The following is a 16,831-nucleotide window of genomic DNA, read 5'->3' on the forward strand; positions in this document are numbered from 1 at the left end:
CGCCAGTGAGCGAACAAGATAACGGCCTTAAACTGGCTGTGAACAACCTCGCCACTGAAATGCGGCGAGCGAATTACCTGAATGCCATCGGTATCGGTGGTGGCAACACGAAGCGACCGACGCTTTACCAGGAATTTGGCTACCCGCTCGAGATTACCTTCAACGACTTCTACAACATGTACCGCCGCAACGCCGCTGGCTTCGCTGTGGTGCATCGCCTGCTGGATGGTTGCTGGCAGGACTATCCGGTCATAGTTGACGGTGATGAAGCGCAGGAGGCGGAGAAAACAAACGCCTGGGAAAAGAAAGTCACCAAGTTCATGAAGAAGCTGTGGCCGAAGGTGAAGGATGCCGACCGCCGCAATATGGTTGGGCGATACTCCGCGCTGCTGCTGCAGGTGAAAGACAATAAGTCATGGAACGAGCCAGTAGATACCAAACTGGTGAAATCCCTGGGCGAGTCAGCGCTGGTAAAACTTATCCCGGTATGGGAGCCGCAGTTAACTGTCGCCGAATGGGATAACGACCGTCAGTCTGAAACGTTCGGCCAGCCGAAGATGTTCAACTTCAACGAACAGCCGGTCGGTGATAAGCCTTTTGTCGGTCCGATGCGCGGAGAACCGGTACACCCGAGCCGCGTTATCTTGTTCTGTGAAGGTTCTGAAGACGACAACGTGCTGTCCGGCATCCCGCTGCTGGAGGCTGGTTTCAACAAAGGCCTCGATATCGAGAAGATTTCCGGCGGTGGCGCAGAGGGCTTCCTGAAGAACGCCAGCCGTCAGATTGCCGTCGAATTCAGCAAAGAAACCGATATGAATACGCTGGCTGACCAGGCTAAGAAGGCTGGCTATGCTGATCTCGGCGAAGCGATGGGCGACAAGGTCAATAAGCTTAACCGGGGTACCGATGCGGCGGCCGTGATGCAGGCCGGGCAGATGCACGTTCTGAGCGTTACGCCTGGCGACCCGGGCCCAACGTGGGAAGTCACCGCGAACGAACTGGCCGCCTCTGTGCAAATCCCGTTCACCATCCTGTTCGGTCAGCAGACCGGGCGCCTGGCGAGCGACGAGGATAAAACGGACTGGGCTATCCGACGCAACACGCGTCGCAATGGCTTCCTGACAGACCGGATCACCGCGCTTCTGGAGCGATTCTGGACGCTTGGAATTATCGACCCACCGACCAACGGAGAGGTCACCATTTCGTGGAGCGACCTGCTGGCGCCCGGCGAGAAAGAGAAGATCGAGAACGCTTCGAAACTCGCTGACATCGTGCAGAAAACCACGCCTTACTATGGTGGAGACGCGCCGTTTACCGCAAATGAGTTGCGCGAGATTGTGGGGCTTGACCCGCTACCGGAGCCAAAAGAACCGCCGAAACCGGACGAGAAGGTGACTACCGATGATCCACTGGCCGATGACACCAGAACAGACGGCAAAGGTGGGGTTGCCGATAGTTCCGCGCAGCAAGGTTGACCCGACCCGATCGGCAAAACAGGTAACCGCGATGTACCGGGATATCGAAGGTCGGTATCTCGGCATCAAGCGTGCGCTGAAAACTCTGTTCGACCAGCGCCTGACCGGGCGAGAGCGAGAGGTTAACAGCCACAACTGGCATTTCCTGTGCCACGACCACGGCGAGGACATGCGGCTCTACCAGGTCAACGCTGGCAAGTTCATCTACGACATGTCTGCCCAGGAACTGGCTGACCTGCTGGAAGCAGTGCAGGGCATTCTCGATGACCATCTGCTGGATGGGGGCGAGCAAAACCTCTGGGCGATGGATTACGTCGTCGCAGAGGCGCAGCGTGGCACGCTGGAGGCGTTCAACAACCTCTCGCAGCAGTCGCAGGTGTACGCCAGCCAGACGACGTTACAGCAGCTTTTAAGCAGCCCCGGTCACCTTAATCAGGTGGCGGCGGCCAGGCTGACAACGTTCAGTGACTGGAAGGTCATCAGCGATACCGCCCGTGGCGACCTGACCAACATCATCACCGATGCGGTTGCGCGCGGCGTGAACCCTCGCGAGACGGCCAGCGTCATTAGTAAGCGCCTCGATGAGTCGATGTCTAAGGCGAAAACCATCGCTCAGACTGAGCAGGTCGGTGCGCTTCGGCAGGCGCAGTGGAACGAAACGGACTGGGCTGCCGACAGGCTGGGACTGAATACCGGCCTGCTATGGCTGTCAGCGCTCAAGCCTACGACGCGCACCTGGCACGCCAGCCGACACGGTAAGGTCTACACCACCGAAGAGGTGCGGGACTTCTACGCTGAAAACGGCAACCGGTACAACTGCTATTGCAGCCAGATTCCGGTGCTGCTCAACGACGACGGCAGTATTTTCAATGAAGGCCTGAAAGAAAAGTTGGCGAAAGAGCGCAAAGGTTGGAAAGGTTCTAAGTAGTGATATCATCATACTCACGAGAGAATGACATGCAGGTGAGTAATGAGCAGTGTAACTGCGGCAGAAGTAGGTTCTTTTTTTCTATCTCTGGTTGTGCCTGTTATCACAGGTGTTGTTGCGGCGGGATTCACAGCATATTTTGCCCTAACAAGATTCTACAGAGAGAAATGGTGGGAGAAAAAACATGCCGCTTATAACCAATTGATAGAAAAACTGTTTGAACTTAAAGACCTATACATCATTGCATCTGATATTACGGAGATGGAATTCGAAGCTCATAGAGGCGAACGAGACCCTCCAAAAGCTAAGGTTGATTGGCATAAACTGAATGAAGTGAGATCTCAAGTTCACAGACTTTATGTCCTATCACCTATCTCATTCAGTGGTAATGTCAGAGAGTTATTGGACAATCTTCTTACTCAAGATACTGAAAAAAATATCAGCATCTATGAAGAGGGATATCTTGAATTTATTGCTTATCACGAAATGTCAGGCGTCATACAGTCATCCATTGATGCAATAGTCGCAGATGCAAAGGAAGAGCTTAAGTTCAAATAAAATTAAATGAGGTCGCCACGGCGGCCTTTTTTATTGCCTGAAATCCACCAATGAGGACCCAGCATGAAACGCAACCGCGTTAACGTGCTGACCGTCGTCAACTCCGCTTCAAACATCACCACTGAAACCATCGACGGCAAGCCACATATCGTGGTTCGCGGCATCACGCCTGTCGTGGACGATATCGTGATGAACCGGAAGTTGTACCCGGCAGCAGAAATCGAAAAGGCCTACAACACGCTTGAGCGTAACCCGATGCCGCTGGGCCATCCGAAAGTTGACGGCAAGCATGTGTCGGCGCGCGATGTCCGGGCGGTAAACGAGTATCACGTCGGGGCCTGGCTGCAGAACGTCAGTCACAATGACGGCAAAGTGACGGGCGACATGTACGTTAACCGCCAGTACGCCGAGTCGAGCGAGAAGGGCAAGCGCCTGATTAACCGTCTGGACGAGATGCTGGCCGGTACCAACTCAGACCCGATCCACATCTCCACCGGCCTGCTGTATTCCGGTATCGCCGCCAACGGCGAGTCGAAGGGCAAAAAGTACAACGAAATCGCCACCAACATGATGTTTGACCATGTGGCGGTGCTGCTCGATGAGCCTGGCGCCGGTACGCCGGAAGAGGGTGTGGGCATCTTCGTTAACTCAGAAGGCAATGAGCAGCAGATAGAAGTTGCCCGCATTGCTGATGGTATCGACTGCACCCGCGACGGCCTGCTCAACAAAACCAAATTCTTCTTCACCAATGCCTCCAACTTCTCTTTTGACGACATCTCCCGCGCCATCAGCGACAAGCTGCGCGAGGGTGATACCGAAGATAAGTGGCTTTGGCCTGAAACGGTGTGGCCGGACAGCTTCATCTACCGCAATGACACCAAATACCTGAAACAGAAGTACCTCATCGATGATGACGGCAAGGCCGTGTTCGTCGGCGAACCTGTAGAAGTCGTGCGCAAACCCACTGAGTACGAGATTAAAACCAACGGAGAGAACGATCCGATGAAAGAACTGATTATCAATGCGCTGCAAGCCGCTGGTAAGCCGACTGAAGGCAAGTCCGACGCCGAGCTGATGGACGCATACAACCAGATGAAGGCCGAAGAAGCCAACGCCAAGAAAAAAGGCGATGAAGAAATCGACCCGGAAACCGGCAAGCCCAAGAAAAAAGAGCAGGCCACCAATAACGAAGAGATGCCAGCATGGGCGAAAACGCTTGCCGATCGCGTGGACGTCGTCTTCAACAGCCTGAACGCGAACGCCGACAAAGAGAAGGGTGAAAAGCGCGCAGCTGTGAAGCTGGCGATGAACATGAGCGATGAAGAAGTCGCAGATCTGGACGGCAAGGCGCTCGATGCTATGTACGCCAAGTGCCAGACCTCCTTCGGCCTGAACGGTGCATTCCGCCAGGCTACCAACACCCAATCAGTCAGCGAAATGCCGGAGTAAAAAATGGCTAAAGACGGAAAACACGTAATTCACGCGGGCGGTATCTTCGCAAACCCACAGCTTCACCGTGAAGGTGCTGCAGCCGCTGATACGCCTCCCGGTACGATTGGTTTCTTCGATAACACCACGAAGAAATTCACCGCCTCCGTGGATGGCAATGAAGCCGCGATCCTCTACGTAGCCAACTATGACTACCTGCGTTGCAAAACCGTAGACGACGTCATCAAGGCTGGCGATTGGGTTGTTGCTTTCCACCCAACCCCAGGCGTTTTCTTCAACGTTCCCGCCGCAGCAGGCACTTACACAAAAGGTCAGCCGCTCTCAGTTGCTAACGGTCGCGTTAAAGCTGTCGGCACTGATGAATCGGTCCGCTGCTATGTAGAAGAAGACCGCTCATACACCATTGCAACGGCAGGTGACCTCCTGCGCGTGGTCATTAAATAAGGAGCACCTGAATGTTTGTATTCTCCACTAAGCAGGCGACCGAAACCGGTAACCTCGAAGCCAACATGGCTCAGTTCAATGAACTGACGTTCGCTCGCAACTCCAGCGCTCAGGCCGTGGCAGACTTTATTGCTCGTTCCCGTGTTCGCGGTGAAGCGGCAAATGCCCCGGTACTGGATGCGGTAAACGCAGTCGACGATATCCGCCGTCTTTACAAGGCCTATGACCAGACCGTGCTGAAGCAATTCGAACCGAATACCGAATTCACGCTGCTGAACGACCTGATGCCGCTGTCTCGCTCTGTTCGTCTGGAAGAGTCTGTGTACGAATACGCTCGCACCGGCGGCCGTGGCTGGGCGCACACTTCCATGTCCGGTCAGATTGGTGCTGCGCTGGATGCGAAGTCTTATACCTTCGATGGCACTATGGTGCCGATCCATGACAGCGGCTTTAAGTTCAACTGGCGTGACCCGCTATTCAACAAAGGCTCCGCGCTCTCATCCCTTGCCGATGCTCAGGCAGGATCTGTTGATGATGTGCGCCGCCAGTATGTCGACTACATCTGGGAAGGTTTCCGCGATGCGGCAGGTAACTACATCAAATTCGATGACAAGACCTGGAAGGGTTTACGTCACGATGAGCGTGTGGCCCAAGTGACACTGACTGTTAACTTCGCAACCAGCACCGACCCGAAAGCCATGCGTGCCGCGGCGATCGCCCTGCGTGACGTCCTCAAGCTGCAAAACATGCAGTACGGCCAGCAGACGTGGTACGTCTCCAGCGAAATCATGTCCAACTGGGAACAGTACTTCGATGTGAACTCTCTCCGCACCGTGCTGGAAGAGATCTCCAAACTGTCAGGCATCGCAGCAATCAAAGAAGATGCTGAGCTGACCGGCAACGAAATCGTAATCGTGCCGCTGCAGGCTGGCGTGATTGCTCCTATCGTCGGCCAGGCGTTCGGTACCGTCGCTGATCCGCGTCAGTTCTACAACTCAGATTACGTTTGGCGTACCTGGGGGGCTGCTGGCCTGATGGTCAAGCAGGACATCAACGGCCACTATTCTGTTATTCACGCTTCAAGCTAAGGAAACAACATGGCACTCGTAAAGGTATTGGTAGCAAACCTCTTTGCCGGTGCCAGCCTTCAAAAGCTGGAGGCTGGTCAGGTTTATGACGTTGATGACTCAATCGCTGAAAAGTGGATTGAGCAGGGCAAGGTTGAGAAATCCACTGAGAAGAAGGGTGAAAAGCTCGTCTTCGAAGTGGCTACGCCGTCTGCGCCGGTTGCATCCGGTGCATCCGATTTGCAGTCAAAACTCAACGACGCCCTTGAGCAGCTGAAGCAGGCGCAGTCAGACGCAGAAACAAAAGACAAGGCTCATGCCGACGCGCTGGCAGCAGAAACCAAACGCGCTGACGAAGCCGAAGCAGCACTGGCGGAAGCAATCAAGAAGGCGAAATAACCATGGCTGACCCAATCACAGCGGCAGACGTGCAGGCGTTCCTCGGTGAATTGGGTTACTCCATCCCGGGCGCGCTGCTGGAGCCGATTCTCTGCGTGGTGAACAAGATTATCCCGTGCCTCGATGGCGCGGGGCATGACGAGTGCACCGCGAAGCTGATCCTGATGTACGCCGCCGCGCTTATGGCTACGTCGTCCGGCGCGCGCCGCATCAAATCGCAGGGGGCACCGTCAGGCGCGTCACGCTCGTTCGATTACAGCGACGACAGCATCACATGGCTGCGCGACTCGCTGGCCCGTCTCGATACCAGCGGATGCACTGGCGAGTTGCCGATCAGCGCCGGTAACAGCGTCGGCCTGTTCCTGGTGGTAGGGGGCTGATGATGACGTACAAATCAGTGACGGAAGGCAAGCCGAAGCCTCTCACCCGCGTCTGGGTGATGACCGACACCGGGCGGGAGACTACCGGCTACGTTAAGTCGGATGGCGAGTGGTTCATCAACTGCCCGCGCATCCGGGCTACTGGCGCGAAGGTGCTGCGCTGGAAGGAGGGCTGATGTCATCGGTAGCGAACTGGTCATACACAGCCACAGCGACCATCTGGCGAAAGCTGGAAGGCAATGACGAATACGGCGATCCGCTGGGCTATGCCGAACCTGAGCAAATCCTCTGTGATTACGAGGGGGGGCTCAGCAAGAAGTTAGCCAGCCTGGGCACCGAAATCGTCGTGAAAAATACCGTCTGGACGGAGTTCGCGCTGGCGGCCGCAGGTGATTACCTGCTGATTGGCGTGTCAACCGAAGCCGACCCGGTTGTGGCCGGTGCCGATGAGGTGCGGCAGGTTATCCGCTATGGCGATACATTCGATCGCCTGACTGATGATTACGCCATCCTGACTGGAATCTGATAAACCTGTGCAATAATGGCCCAAAAAATTAACTGGAATGATAGGTGATGGGCTTTCAATATTGGCTTGCGGTATGTGGGATTTTCCTGACCGGCCCCTTTGCGTTTGTTCAGTCGATTATCTTTTTGCGACGAGGTGTCTATACAAAGACATTTAAGGGGACGACGCGAAAGGAGTACATCCATAAAGACAGCAAGCCTATTGAATACTGGTTCAGCGTTATTGCTCAAATGATTATTGGCGTTGTAATGATTGGCTTTGGATTCTGGTTATTAGATGACCTGCCTGCCTTTCATAACTGGCACACTGAAATCCGCGCAATGCTCCCTTTTTGATTCAACTTTAAATGACACCAAACCTCGCTCAGGCGGGGTTTTTTTATTGCCTGGAGAAAACCATGGGCATCAAAGTGAAAGGCATCAGCCAGGCGAAGAAACACCTGAACGATATCATCAACGATGTGAGGGGGCGCAAGGTGATTCGCGCGCTGCAGTCGGCGATGATTCTCATCGGTGCGCGGGCGGCCTATTACACTCCAATCGATACCTCCACGTTGATTAACAGCCAGTTCCGCGAAATCGACGCTGGTGGCGTGCTCATCACCGGGCGCGTCGGCTACTCAGCCAACTATGCTGCGTACGTCCATGAGGCATCAGGCAAGCTGAAAGGTCAGCCGCGCGCGCACTTTGGTATAACCAGCAACCGATCTGAGTTCGGTCCGCAGAAACCGAAAGAGTTCGGCGGCGGGACCGGAACAGGCAACTACTGGGATCCGCACGGTGAGCCGCAATTCCTGACCAAAGGCGCAAATGACGAGCGCGATAATGTTGACGCGGTGATGCGCAAGGAGCTTTCGTTATGACACCCATGATGCACGAGCGGGTGCGCAACATGTTCGGCGACGCCGGACTAACGACTGGATTCACGGTGCAGCAGTTGATGTATGACGACCCGGGAGACCTGTCGAAGGCAATCATGGTATTCAGGCCAAACGGCGGGTCAAATATACGCACCGATCTGGGCTCTGAGTATCACGTCCTGGTCGATGTCGTAGGCGCGAAGGACAAGCGTAAAGACGCGCTCAGTGCCGTGCAGCGCATCGTCGATTACGTTCAGGCCAACCCCATGGCTGACGAGTGCGTCGGCTACATACAGAACATGGGCGCAATCCCAGCGCCGGTGCTCACAGAAGAAGGGCGAATAGTCTTCCGACTCCAGTTCGCCTGCACTTACGGCGAATAGCCATCCCAACCAAATAACCCGCTTCGGCGGGTTTTCTTTTTTATACGTCAAAGAGGAGTTTCACATGGCTAATTGCCAGAACTCGAACGAGCGCCTGTTCGGCGGTGCGGTCGTGCTGGAAGTCGCCGATGGTTGCCCGGACGTCAAGCCACTTGAATCTGAGTGGATGGCGCTGGCCGCTGGTACGTCGAAGGGCTTCGACTTCAACCCGAACTCGGTTACCTCTGATGCGGATGACGGCGGCGGCTATGTCGAGACCATCATCACCAACAGTGACTTTACCCTGAGCTTCGAAGGCGAAGTGCGCAAGAAGGACAAGCTGGATCAGTACGGTGTCGGCAAGTTCATCAAGTATTTCGCTGACGAGCTCAAGGCTAAGCGCCAGCCGGGTATCTGGGTGCGCATGGACTACGGCCCGGTTGAATTTATCGGCTACATGAACATCACGGCGCTGAGCTCTGACGGTGGCACCAACGATATCGTCACATTCTCTACCGAGTTCAAAGTCGGTGATGCGAGCACCATCGAAGTTAACGAAATCACTGCGGTTGCGGTGACTGGCGTGACGGTAACCCCGACTACCAGCACTGGCACGGCTGGCGGTACCAGCACCTTCACGGTGAATATCGCACCAACCGGCGCAACCAACAAAGACTTCACTGTAGCGACTACCGATGCGACCAAAGCAACGGCCACCGCCTCAGGCAACACCGTTACCGTGACGCGTGTCGCCACCGGCAGCGCGCAGATCATCATCAACACCGAAGACGGCAACTTTGTAGCCGTGCATACGGTTACCGTTACCTAACGGACATTCCAAAGGGCGGCGTGCTGCCCTTGATAATGACCGTTTACTGGAAGGCCTATGACCGCTTTAACCGATATTGGCGAACTCTCTATCAGCGACAGCCGCGAAGGCGGAAAAGATTACCTGCTGCGGCCTTCATTCGAGGCTATGACGAGAATCGGAACTCCGGAAGAGATTGTGCAGGCATACGCCACCATCCACGGCAATGATGTCGCTCAGCTCATTGAGGTTTGCGCTGGCACGCTGGGACGCTTTCCTGAATGGCTTTCTCCATCATTCAACCGCGCCGCTGAGAAACTGTTATCAACGTGTATGCTGGTTCTGCAGGCGTGCTGTGATGAGGACCTGACGCCAATGATTGGCGAGTGGAAGGGCTGGAAGCACTGTGTGGTCTATCGCCCGGGGCAGATGCCGAAGAACGACATCATCGTGCTGGCTCAGCACCTCATGCAGCACGGCGTCGTCGGCAAAGCTAAGGTCCGCCAGCTGCAGCGGCACGAAACGGGCGCGAGAACGAACGAATTTAAAGCCTTCGACTATATCAGTGCAGCGCGCAGTCACTTTGAAATGAACCGCGCTGAAGCCTCTCAGTTAACGATGACCGAGTTCCAGATGCTTCTGGCGGCAAAATACCCGGACCAGAAAGGCTTCACTCGCGAAGAGTACGACAGCATCGCCGACGAATACCTGGCTAAACAGGCCGCACGCAGGGCAAAAGCAAAGCAATAACCGGAGAATGACATGGCAGGTGAGAAGAACGCCGGTAGCATCGTTTATGAAATCAGCGCCGACGTTGAGCCGCTGCTGCAGGGCGGGAAACAGGCCATTGATGCTCTGGATAAACTGGATGCTGCAGCACAGCAGTCCGGCAAGGGGATGGATAATCTCGACCAGAGTACGTCTCAAACTGGATCCGCGTTTACTGAACTGGCCGGTTATGCCAACTCCATGGACAACCAACTGCGTAAGCTGAACACCAACGTGAGCGGCATTGCCCGCGCTATGGAAGAGGCCCGCAGCGGTACCGGCGGTGCGAGCAGCGAATTCAGCCGTGCAGAATCCATCATCGAGGCGCTGGGTAACCAGCTGGCTGTGCTGGACGAAGCGCAGGAAAATGGCGCGCGTAGTGCCGCAGTTCTTGCTGCGCAATTGCGTGCCGGGTCGAAAGCGACAGACGAAGAAAAGCAGAAGATCGGCGAATTGACCGGGCGGCTGTTCGACATGAAAGGCGCCGCTGACACATCGATGGGCAGCAACAAGGGCTGGAAGTCCAGCATGCAGCAGGCCGGTTATCAGGTTCAGGACTTCATCGTACAGGTGCAGGGTGGGCAGTCTGCGCTGGTGGCATTCGCTCAGCAGGGCTCGCAGCTTGCCGGGGCGTTCGGTCCTGGCGGTGCTGTGGTTGGTGCTGTGATTGCGCTGAGTTCTGTTATCGCAGGCGTGCTGATTACTTCGCTGAATGGCGGCAAGAACGCCATGGACGCACTGAAAGACGCAGCTGAAGCGATGGATAAGGTGATCACCATCTCTCAGAATGGTGTGGCCGCACTGTCAGATAAGTACGCCAACCTGGCAAGAACCAACGCCGAGGCAGCAACCATCCTGAGAAATCAGGCGATGATTGAGTACAACGCTGCCATAGCGAAGATCCCTAAATCAATCAACGATGCGTCAAACTCTATTGTTGGCTTCACCGATAAGCTGAAAACGTCATTCGTAGGCGGTATCGCGTCGATTGACGAATTCAATAAAAACCTTTCGACCGTCGGCGTAACAGCTGACACCTACTCTGCAGCAATGGAGCAGGCAAGGAGCGCCGGGGCGAAATTCACCGTTAACGCTAACGCGATCCAGAACACTGTTACCACGCTTGCGGATAAATTTGGTATATCGGAGCAGCGAGCATTCGAGTTAAGCAAGCAGCTTTCTGATGTAGCCAATAATCCATCACCTCAGGCACTTCAAAAGCTCGTTCTTGAACTTCAGAACACAGAAAGTTCGACAAAGTCGGGAACGGAAGCTGTTATTGCATTTTTGAGACCGCTGACTGAGTTGGTTGCTGTTGCTGGACAGGCCGCAATCAACACGGCCAGCATGAGAAAGGAGATCGATAACCTTACCGCTGGCCAGAAGAACCTGATCAAGCAGTCAGAGCGCAACCTGGCACTCTCGAAGTTGCAGGGCGAGGCCCGCGCGCGGCTGCAGGCGCAATACGCCGCTGAAGATGCCGGGTTTGCGAAGGATGATCCGCATGCCAAGCAGATGGAAGATGATGCTGCTGCTACGTACAAAAATACGCAGGCGCAGAAGACGCTTCAATCTGAGCAGAAGAAGGGAGCTTCCCAAGCTGATTCTATTTCCCAGAAGCTGGCGAACCTGAAACAGCAATCGGAACTGGCTGCCGACTCAACGAATAAGCTGAGCCGCGAGCAGGCAATCCTGGCTGCGCAGCAGTCTCTTGGGAAAGGCGCTACCAAAGAGCAAATAGCTCTGGCCGGTCAGTATGCGGCAAAAAAATGGGACACTGCCAACGCCATTAAGGCTGAAGCTGCAGCGCAGAAGCTTCTCCCTGAAGCGGCTGAGAACGCCAGTTACAAACAGGATGTTGAGGATCTGAATACGGCGCTGGCTGCGAAGAAAATCAGCCAGGAACAGTACAACCAGACCTCAGAACGACTGGCGGCAACGCACCAGGCTAACCTCGCTAAAATCCAGGCTCAACAGGCAGTGACGCCACAGCAGGAGGCTGTCGGCGGAGTTGACCCTGTTCAGCAACTGGCTAACGAGAACGCCAAGAAACTCGCGCTTATTCAGGCATACGAGCAGCAGGGGCTCATTACTCACCAGAACGCCATGGCATTGCGTGCTGCAACTGACACGCAGTATGAGCAGGCGCGCATCGCTGCCCAGTGGGAGATTTTCCGTAACCAGAGTATGGGTAATGAGTTGCTGGCCGCGAGCTTTGATTCTCTCGCAGGTAATGCATCCAATGCCTTTACCGGGATCCTGACCGGAAGCATGTCGGCGCAAGAGGCTATGCAATCTCTCGCCAGCAACGCCCTAAATAGCCTGATTAACGGCTTCGTTCAGATGGGCGTCGACTGGGTTAAATCTGCCGTCATGGGTGCTGCGGCGCAAACCTCTGCGATTGCCACCACTACAGCGGCTCAAACCGCAGGATTAGCGACAACCACTGCGGCAAGCACCGCGGCAGCCACGACCACGATGGCGGTCTGGACCCCTGCGGCGGCCGTTGCCTCAATCGGTTCATTCGGTGGTGCTGCGGCTATCGGTATTGCTGCCCTTATCGCGGCGATGGCGATGGCTGGTGGTATTGCTGGCAAGCGTAAGAACGGTGGCCCGGTATCGGCTGGACGTACGTATCAGGTGGGTGAGGGAGGTATGCCTGAAATCTACCAGGCGTCGAACGGCAGCCAATACATGATCCCCGGAGATAACGGGAAGGTCATCAGCAACAAGCAGATGAATGCCGGTGCAGGTGGTAGTTCTGTGCCTGTCACAATCAACATTCAGAACTATACCGGTGCAACTGTCGACGCGCAGGCGACCCAGAACGGTAACGGTGTGACGATCGATATGATTGTTGCCGATATCAGCCAGGGCGGCCGCATCGGTCAGGCAATCCAGCAAAATCACCAGGCGCCACGCAAAGCAAGGGGATAACATGCCAATTCCTTACCCTGACTGGCTGCCGCTGGCCCAGAAAGGGAAATCGCCAACCACCGATACCGGATTTCGCGTCGACCAGCCGACGGTCGGTGCACCGGTGTTTCAGAAATTAACCGACGACCTGAAGACGTCCTTCTCGTTGACGTGGATCTTCACACAGGATCAGCACCGGGCATTCATGCAGTGGTTGCGCAGCCCGAACTACCTCGACAACTGCAATCAGTGGTTCACGATGCCGCTTGGCACCGGGACCGGCGATACTGGCGTCGAGGTGCAGGAATTACACTTTCTCTCCTGGCCGTCTTGGTCACAGTCCGGGTCCATTTTCACGTGGAGCGGTGATGTTGTTGCGCGCGAGCTGGTTAACTCAGATGACGAGTTTGACGACATTATCGTTGAGCTGCCTCCGCCGTGGGGATCATGGTTGGACATCATTGTTACTGGCTATCCTGACGGGCGCGACCCGGAGAGTTTACCGAAGGTGCCATAATGCCGACGCTCAGAGAATTTCAGAGCCGAAGGCCAAACCGAATCCTGTACGAAACCATCACGTTTTACAGCCCGGTCTTTGGCTATATCAGGCTCGTTAATAACCAAATTTTCCCCAAAACCCTTGGCGGCCAGGTCTACACACCATGCCGCATGGAGTTGACGGAAAGCCAGCAGAGCAACACGCCGATCCTCGACAGCACCGTCAAGTTTGGCCGTCTGGCGCAGGACTTCAAGCAGCAACTCAAGCAGTGGAAAGCCTACTCGCGCATCACGCCTATCTCGGCAACGTACCAGCAGTTTGACGCAGCCGATATGTCCACGGCCATCAAGTCGTGGACGCTCTACGTCAGTGACTGCTCGATGGACGACAAGGACGTGACGTGCAGCCTGACGCGCGTTAACCCGCTCAATCGCAACGTCGGGCGGCTGTACACCGTCGAAGAATACCCGGGGCTCCAGAATGCTTAAAGACGACTTCATCTCGCGGGTTGAGGGCATCCCATGGAGTAACCGTGCCTGCAGCTTTGATGCTGCTGACTGCTGGGGCCTGGTGGTCCTCTATTACCGCCACGTTCTGGGGATCGAAATTCACCAGACGGTGGATTACGAATCCGGGCGCGACTTCATGACGTGCTATGACGCTGATGTCGTGTTCTGGCAGCCGGGCGCCACGTTCACTGAGGGCGGGATCTTCGTCGCCTGGGTTGGTAGCCAGCCTGTGCATGTCGGCCTGATTGTTGACGGTCGCGCGCTGCACAGCCGCGGGGAAAATGGACACGTCCGGTTCGACGCCATCCGGACAATTCAGAAGCTATTCACCAGAGTGGAGTTTTACACCTATGCCGGTAATCGAGATTCAGCGCGTTCCGGGGATGCCAAAGGACCGGGCGGTAGTTAAAAGCGGCACAGTATTTTCAGAATGGCTTGAGCAGGAAAGTTTTCACCGCGATATCCGCATCAACGTTAACGGCAAAGAACTGCAGCCCGATGATGAACTGGAGTTTGCACTACAGGACGACGACCGGGTAATCATTTTCGACCAGCCGAAGAACGGCGGACTTGTCGGAACGCTGCTGAACCCACTCGAGCACCTGAACCCGATCAAGTTCACCCAAAAGGTGTTGTCTTCGCTGATGCCGAAGCCAAACACGAACGCCGGGGGCGGGAACAGCAAGACCTCACCGAATAACAGCCTGAAGGGGCAGACTAACATCGCGCGCAATGGCGAGGCGAAGCCGGACAATTTCGGACAGGTCCGCTCTTTCCCTGATCTGGCTCAGGAATCGCTATTCGAATATATCAGCAACCTGAAATACATCACTGAGCTGATGGTGTTCGGCCTGGGGAAATACGACGTTACGTCAGTGCGCTTCTCTGAGTCGAATCTAGGTTCGATGGCCGGTGCCAGCTATACCATTTACCAGCCAGGCGATGTCATCCCGGTCGTGAATGAGGGCTATCAGTTCGATGATGTCGACGGACAGGAAGTGCCAGGACTTAACGAAAGCGACGATTTCCCGATCGAGACGGCGACGGCAAACACCGTCATCAGCGGCGTTTATGCCGGTGGACAGATTGCGATGAAAATCGTTAAACAGGCGGACTTCGACTACTTCGCTGACCTGACTTTCCCGCACCCGGTAACGTTCACCATTAACGTGACGTATCCGATCACCGGCGGAACGCGTACAGAAGACGTCACACTTTCCGGGCGTCTCATCAGTTTTGCTGAGACGAACGACGGCGCCGTTGTTAACCCGAAATATTACTACACGTTCACATTCGACAACCTGAATGGCCCATCCATCCCCATTCAGGATGCGACGATTAACACGACGAAGTTCATTCTGAACGATAACGCCGCGCTGATAGTCGGTCCGTTCTTCTCGCCGATACCATCAAGCCAGCTGTGGCTGCATACGCAGTCCGGGCTCGGCGGTAACAGCGAAACTAACTGGGTGGTAAACATCTGGAAAGTCGACAATGACAACAACCTGATACCCGGAACAGAGCAGACGTTTACGTACCGGCAGACGACGCCACACGACTACATGTCGGAGACGTTTAACCGGACTGACAAACTCACCCCGGCGGGCGGGTTTGGGCGCTATGCGATCACCTTCCAGAGGACGGATAACAGCAGCGACGCGAGCAAGCTGCAGGTCGAAGAGATTCATGCGGTAAACGTCAGGACGAACGTCGTTCATGCTGAAGATTCTCTGGTAATGGTGAAGGTTCGGGCTACCGAGAACGCCACAAGCGGGCGCGACAGGAAGTACAACGCGCTGATCACCCGCCACGTCATAAGCTACAACATGACGACGCAGCAGGTCGACTACACGCTCAGGCCATCGCGCAAGTTTGCAGATATTGCGCTGTTTAACTGGCTGGTCGTCGGGCAGCAGCCGGAGTCGAGCATTGATATTTATGGCCTGTATCAGATCCAGGCCGAAATTGACGCTATCGACCCGCGGCTAGGGTATTTCGATTACACCTTTGACGATGAGGATGTATCGCTCGGTTCGCGCATGGAGACCATCTGTGACGCTGCCAGCGTCTCGGTTTACGACGACAACGGCGTGCTGTCTTTCACCAGAGACGGCAAAAAGACGTCTGCGGCCACCATATTCAACCGCTCGAACACCAAACCTGATGGTTACTCGCTCTCTTACGACATGACGCTGCCTGGCGGCTATGACGGCGTTGAAGTGCAGTATCGCAACCCGGACACCAATAAGCAGGACTTTGTCCGGTACCGGATATCCGGCAATTCCATCATTGAAGGATCGCCGGCCAAAGCGAAGAAGTTCGAAATGCTGTACGTCAGGAATCGCTTTCAGGCCGACGAGCGCGCGCTGCGCGAGTGCAAGCGGCTTATCTATTCCCGTATGACCATGCAGGTAACAGCAATGGCGGACGGCGAGTGGGTAAACATTGGCGATATGGTTCAGGTGCCGGACACGTACGACACCAACCAGCAGGCCGGTTATATCGTGTCTCGGGTCGGGAATGACTTCGAGACGAATGAGCGCATCAACTTCTCCGGAACCATGTTTGTGCAGGTCACGGATTCGTTCGGCGCCACCACGGCGCGATACCCGGCTTCTCCGCGTGCTGATACTGCGTTCGGTTTTACGGCAGCAATCCCGAATATAGAGCTCAATCTGTTTGATGGTTTCGATGTCCAGTCACCTTCCCGATACGTCATTGCCACGTCTCAGGAGCTTGATGCAGGGCAGTGGACTATCACCGCCAAGCAACCAGACGGCAAGGGCAGCACCTCATTAACCCTCGCTGAGTATAGCGATCTGATTTACCAATAAGACCTATCCCGATCACCTCAACCCGGCCACTGCGCCGGGTTTTTTTATGG

General features: G+C 55.2%; 20 protein-coding genes. All 20 read left to right on the forward strand.

Annotated elements, in window-relative coordinates:
• Positions 1 to 5: 5 nt before the first annotated feature.
• The 20 genes from ACMGGH_RS16280 to ACMGGH_RS16375 all read left to right on the forward strand — a co-directional run bounded on the left by ACMGGH_RS16280 (position 6) and on the right by ACMGGH_RS16375 (position 16,781).
• Positions 6 to 1,475 (forward strand): DUF1073 domain-containing protein, encoded by a 1,470-nt coding sequence (locus ACMGGH_RS16280; RefSeq protein ID WP_420299164.1) that lies wholly within the window; start codon positions 6 to 8, stop codon positions 1,473 to 1,475.
• Positions 1,402 to 2,403, forward strand: a complete 1,002-nt coding sequence (locus tag ACMGGH_RS16285; protein WP_420299165.1) for a phage minor head protein — start codon at positions 1,402 to 1,404, stop codon at positions 2,401 to 2,403. Before ACMGGH_RS16280 ends, ACMGGH_RS16285 begins: the two co-directional genes overlap by 74 nt.
• Positions 2,404 to 2,445: 42 nt before the next feature.
• The gene (locus ACMGGH_RS16290) at positions 2,446 to 2,961 is read left to right on the forward strand and encodes a hypothetical protein (protein WP_420299166.1); all 516 of its coding nucleotides are present in this window, start codon (positions 2,446 to 2,448) and stop codon (positions 2,959 to 2,961) included.
• A 63-nt stretch (positions 2,962 to 3,024) separates the two neighbouring features.
• Complete coding sequence (locus ACMGGH_RS16295) at positions 3,025 to 4,410, forward strand: DUF2213 domain-containing protein (RefSeq protein WP_420299167.1); 1,386 nt, start codon at positions 3,025 to 3,027, stop codon at positions 4,408 to 4,410.
• A 3-nt stretch (positions 4,411 to 4,413) separates the two neighbouring features.
• The gene (locus ACMGGH_RS16300; protein ID WP_047647778.1) at positions 4,414 to 4,854 is read left to right on the forward strand and encodes a hypothetical protein; all 441 of its coding nucleotides are present in this window, start codon (positions 4,414 to 4,416) and stop codon (positions 4,852 to 4,854) included.
• 11 nt (positions 4,855 to 4,865) lie between these two features.
• Complete coding sequence (locus tag ACMGGH_RS16305; protein ID WP_420299168.1) at positions 4,866 to 5,942, forward strand: major capsid protein; 1,077 nt, start codon at positions 4,866 to 4,868, stop codon at positions 5,940 to 5,942.
• A gap of 9 nt (positions 5,943 to 5,951) precedes the next feature.
• Positions 5,952 to 6,320 (forward strand): hypothetical protein, encoded by a 369-nt coding sequence (locus tag ACMGGH_RS16310; RefSeq protein ID WP_420299169.1) that lies wholly within the window; start codon positions 5,952 to 5,954, stop codon positions 6,318 to 6,320.
• 2 nt (positions 6,321 to 6,322) lie between these two features.
• Positions 6,323 to 6,700, forward strand: a complete 378-nt coding sequence (locus ACMGGH_RS16315) for a DUF7370 family protein (RefSeq protein ID WP_420299170.1) — start codon at positions 6,323 to 6,325, stop codon at positions 6,698 to 6,700.
• Positions 6,700 to 6,876, forward strand: coding sequence for a hypothetical protein (locus tag ACMGGH_RS16320; RefSeq protein ID WP_420299214.1), 177 nt, complete (start codon positions 6,700 to 6,702; stop codon positions 6,874 to 6,876). The genes ACMGGH_RS16315 and ACMGGH_RS16320 overlap by 1 nt, the downstream gene beginning before the upstream one ends.
• Entirely contained in the window at positions 6,876 to 7,226 is a 351-nt protein-coding gene (locus ACMGGH_RS16325; RefSeq protein ID WP_420299171.1) for a hypothetical protein, read from the forward strand. Before ACMGGH_RS16320 ends, ACMGGH_RS16325 begins: the two co-directional genes overlap by 1 nt.
• Before the next feature lie 47 nt (positions 7,227 to 7,273).
• Positions 7,274 to 7,561 (forward strand): hypothetical protein, encoded by a 288-nt coding sequence (locus tag ACMGGH_RS16330; protein WP_032657172.1) that lies wholly within the window; start codon positions 7,274 to 7,276, stop codon positions 7,559 to 7,561.
• A gap of 62 nt (positions 7,562 to 7,623) precedes the next feature.
• Positions 7,624 to 8,088, forward strand: coding sequence for a hypothetical protein (locus tag ACMGGH_RS16335; RefSeq protein ID WP_032657170.1), 465 nt, complete (start codon positions 7,624 to 7,626; stop codon positions 8,086 to 8,088).
• On the forward strand, positions 8,085 to 8,468 hold the full coding sequence (locus tag ACMGGH_RS16340; RefSeq protein ID WP_032657168.1) for a hypothetical protein: 384 nt from the start codon (positions 8,085 to 8,087) through the stop codon (positions 8,466 to 8,468). Before ACMGGH_RS16335 ends, ACMGGH_RS16340 begins: the two co-directional genes overlap by 4 nt.
• Positions 8,469 to 8,532: 64 nt before the next feature.
• Complete coding sequence (locus ACMGGH_RS16345) at positions 8,533 to 9,276, forward strand: phage tail tube protein (RefSeq protein ID WP_013097712.1); 744 nt, start codon at positions 8,533 to 8,535, stop codon at positions 9,274 to 9,276.
• Positions 9,277 to 9,333: 57 nt separating this feature from the next.
• Positions 9,334 to 10,005, forward strand: coding sequence for a DUF6246 family protein (locus ACMGGH_RS16350; protein ID WP_407221901.1), 672 nt, complete (start codon positions 9,334 to 9,336; stop codon positions 10,003 to 10,005).
• A gap of 12 nt (positions 10,006 to 10,017) precedes the next feature.
• Positions 10,018 to 12,960 carry a phage tail tape measure protein gene (locus ACMGGH_RS16355; RefSeq protein WP_420299172.1) on the forward strand — a complete coding sequence of 981 codons (2,943 nt, stop codon included), beginning with the start codon at positions 10,018 to 10,020 and terminating at the stop codon, positions 12,958 to 12,960.
• A gap of 1 nt (position 12,961) precedes the next feature.
• On the forward strand, positions 12,962 to 13,456 hold the full coding sequence (locus ACMGGH_RS16360; protein WP_343500539.1) for a hypothetical protein: 495 nt from the start codon (positions 12,962 to 12,964) through the stop codon (positions 13,454 to 13,456).
• Complete coding sequence (locus ACMGGH_RS16365) at positions 13,456 to 13,926, forward strand: hypothetical protein (RefSeq protein ID WP_032657161.1); 471 nt, start codon at positions 13,456 to 13,458, stop codon at positions 13,924 to 13,926. Before ACMGGH_RS16360 ends, ACMGGH_RS16365 begins: the two co-directional genes overlap by 1 nt.
• Positions 13,919 to 14,356, forward strand: coding sequence for an NlpC/P60 family protein (locus ACMGGH_RS16370; protein ID WP_420299173.1), 438 nt, complete (start codon positions 13,919 to 13,921; stop codon positions 14,354 to 14,356). The genes ACMGGH_RS16365 and ACMGGH_RS16370 overlap by 8 nt, the downstream gene beginning before the upstream one ends.
• Positions 14,298 to 16,781, forward strand: a complete 2,484-nt coding sequence (locus ACMGGH_RS16375; RefSeq protein ID WP_420299174.1) for a host specificity factor TipJ family phage tail protein — start codon at positions 14,298 to 14,300, stop codon at positions 16,779 to 16,781. The genes ACMGGH_RS16370 and ACMGGH_RS16375 overlap by 59 nt, the downstream gene beginning before the upstream one ends.
• Positions 16,782 to 16,831 lie beyond the last annotated feature (50 nt).

This window comes from Enterobacter sp. BNK-16 (assembly GCF_048684955.1).
GTDB classification, from domain to species: Bacteria; Pseudomonadota; Gammaproteobacteria; order Enterobacterales; family Enterobacteriaceae; genus Enterobacter; species Enterobacter bugandensis.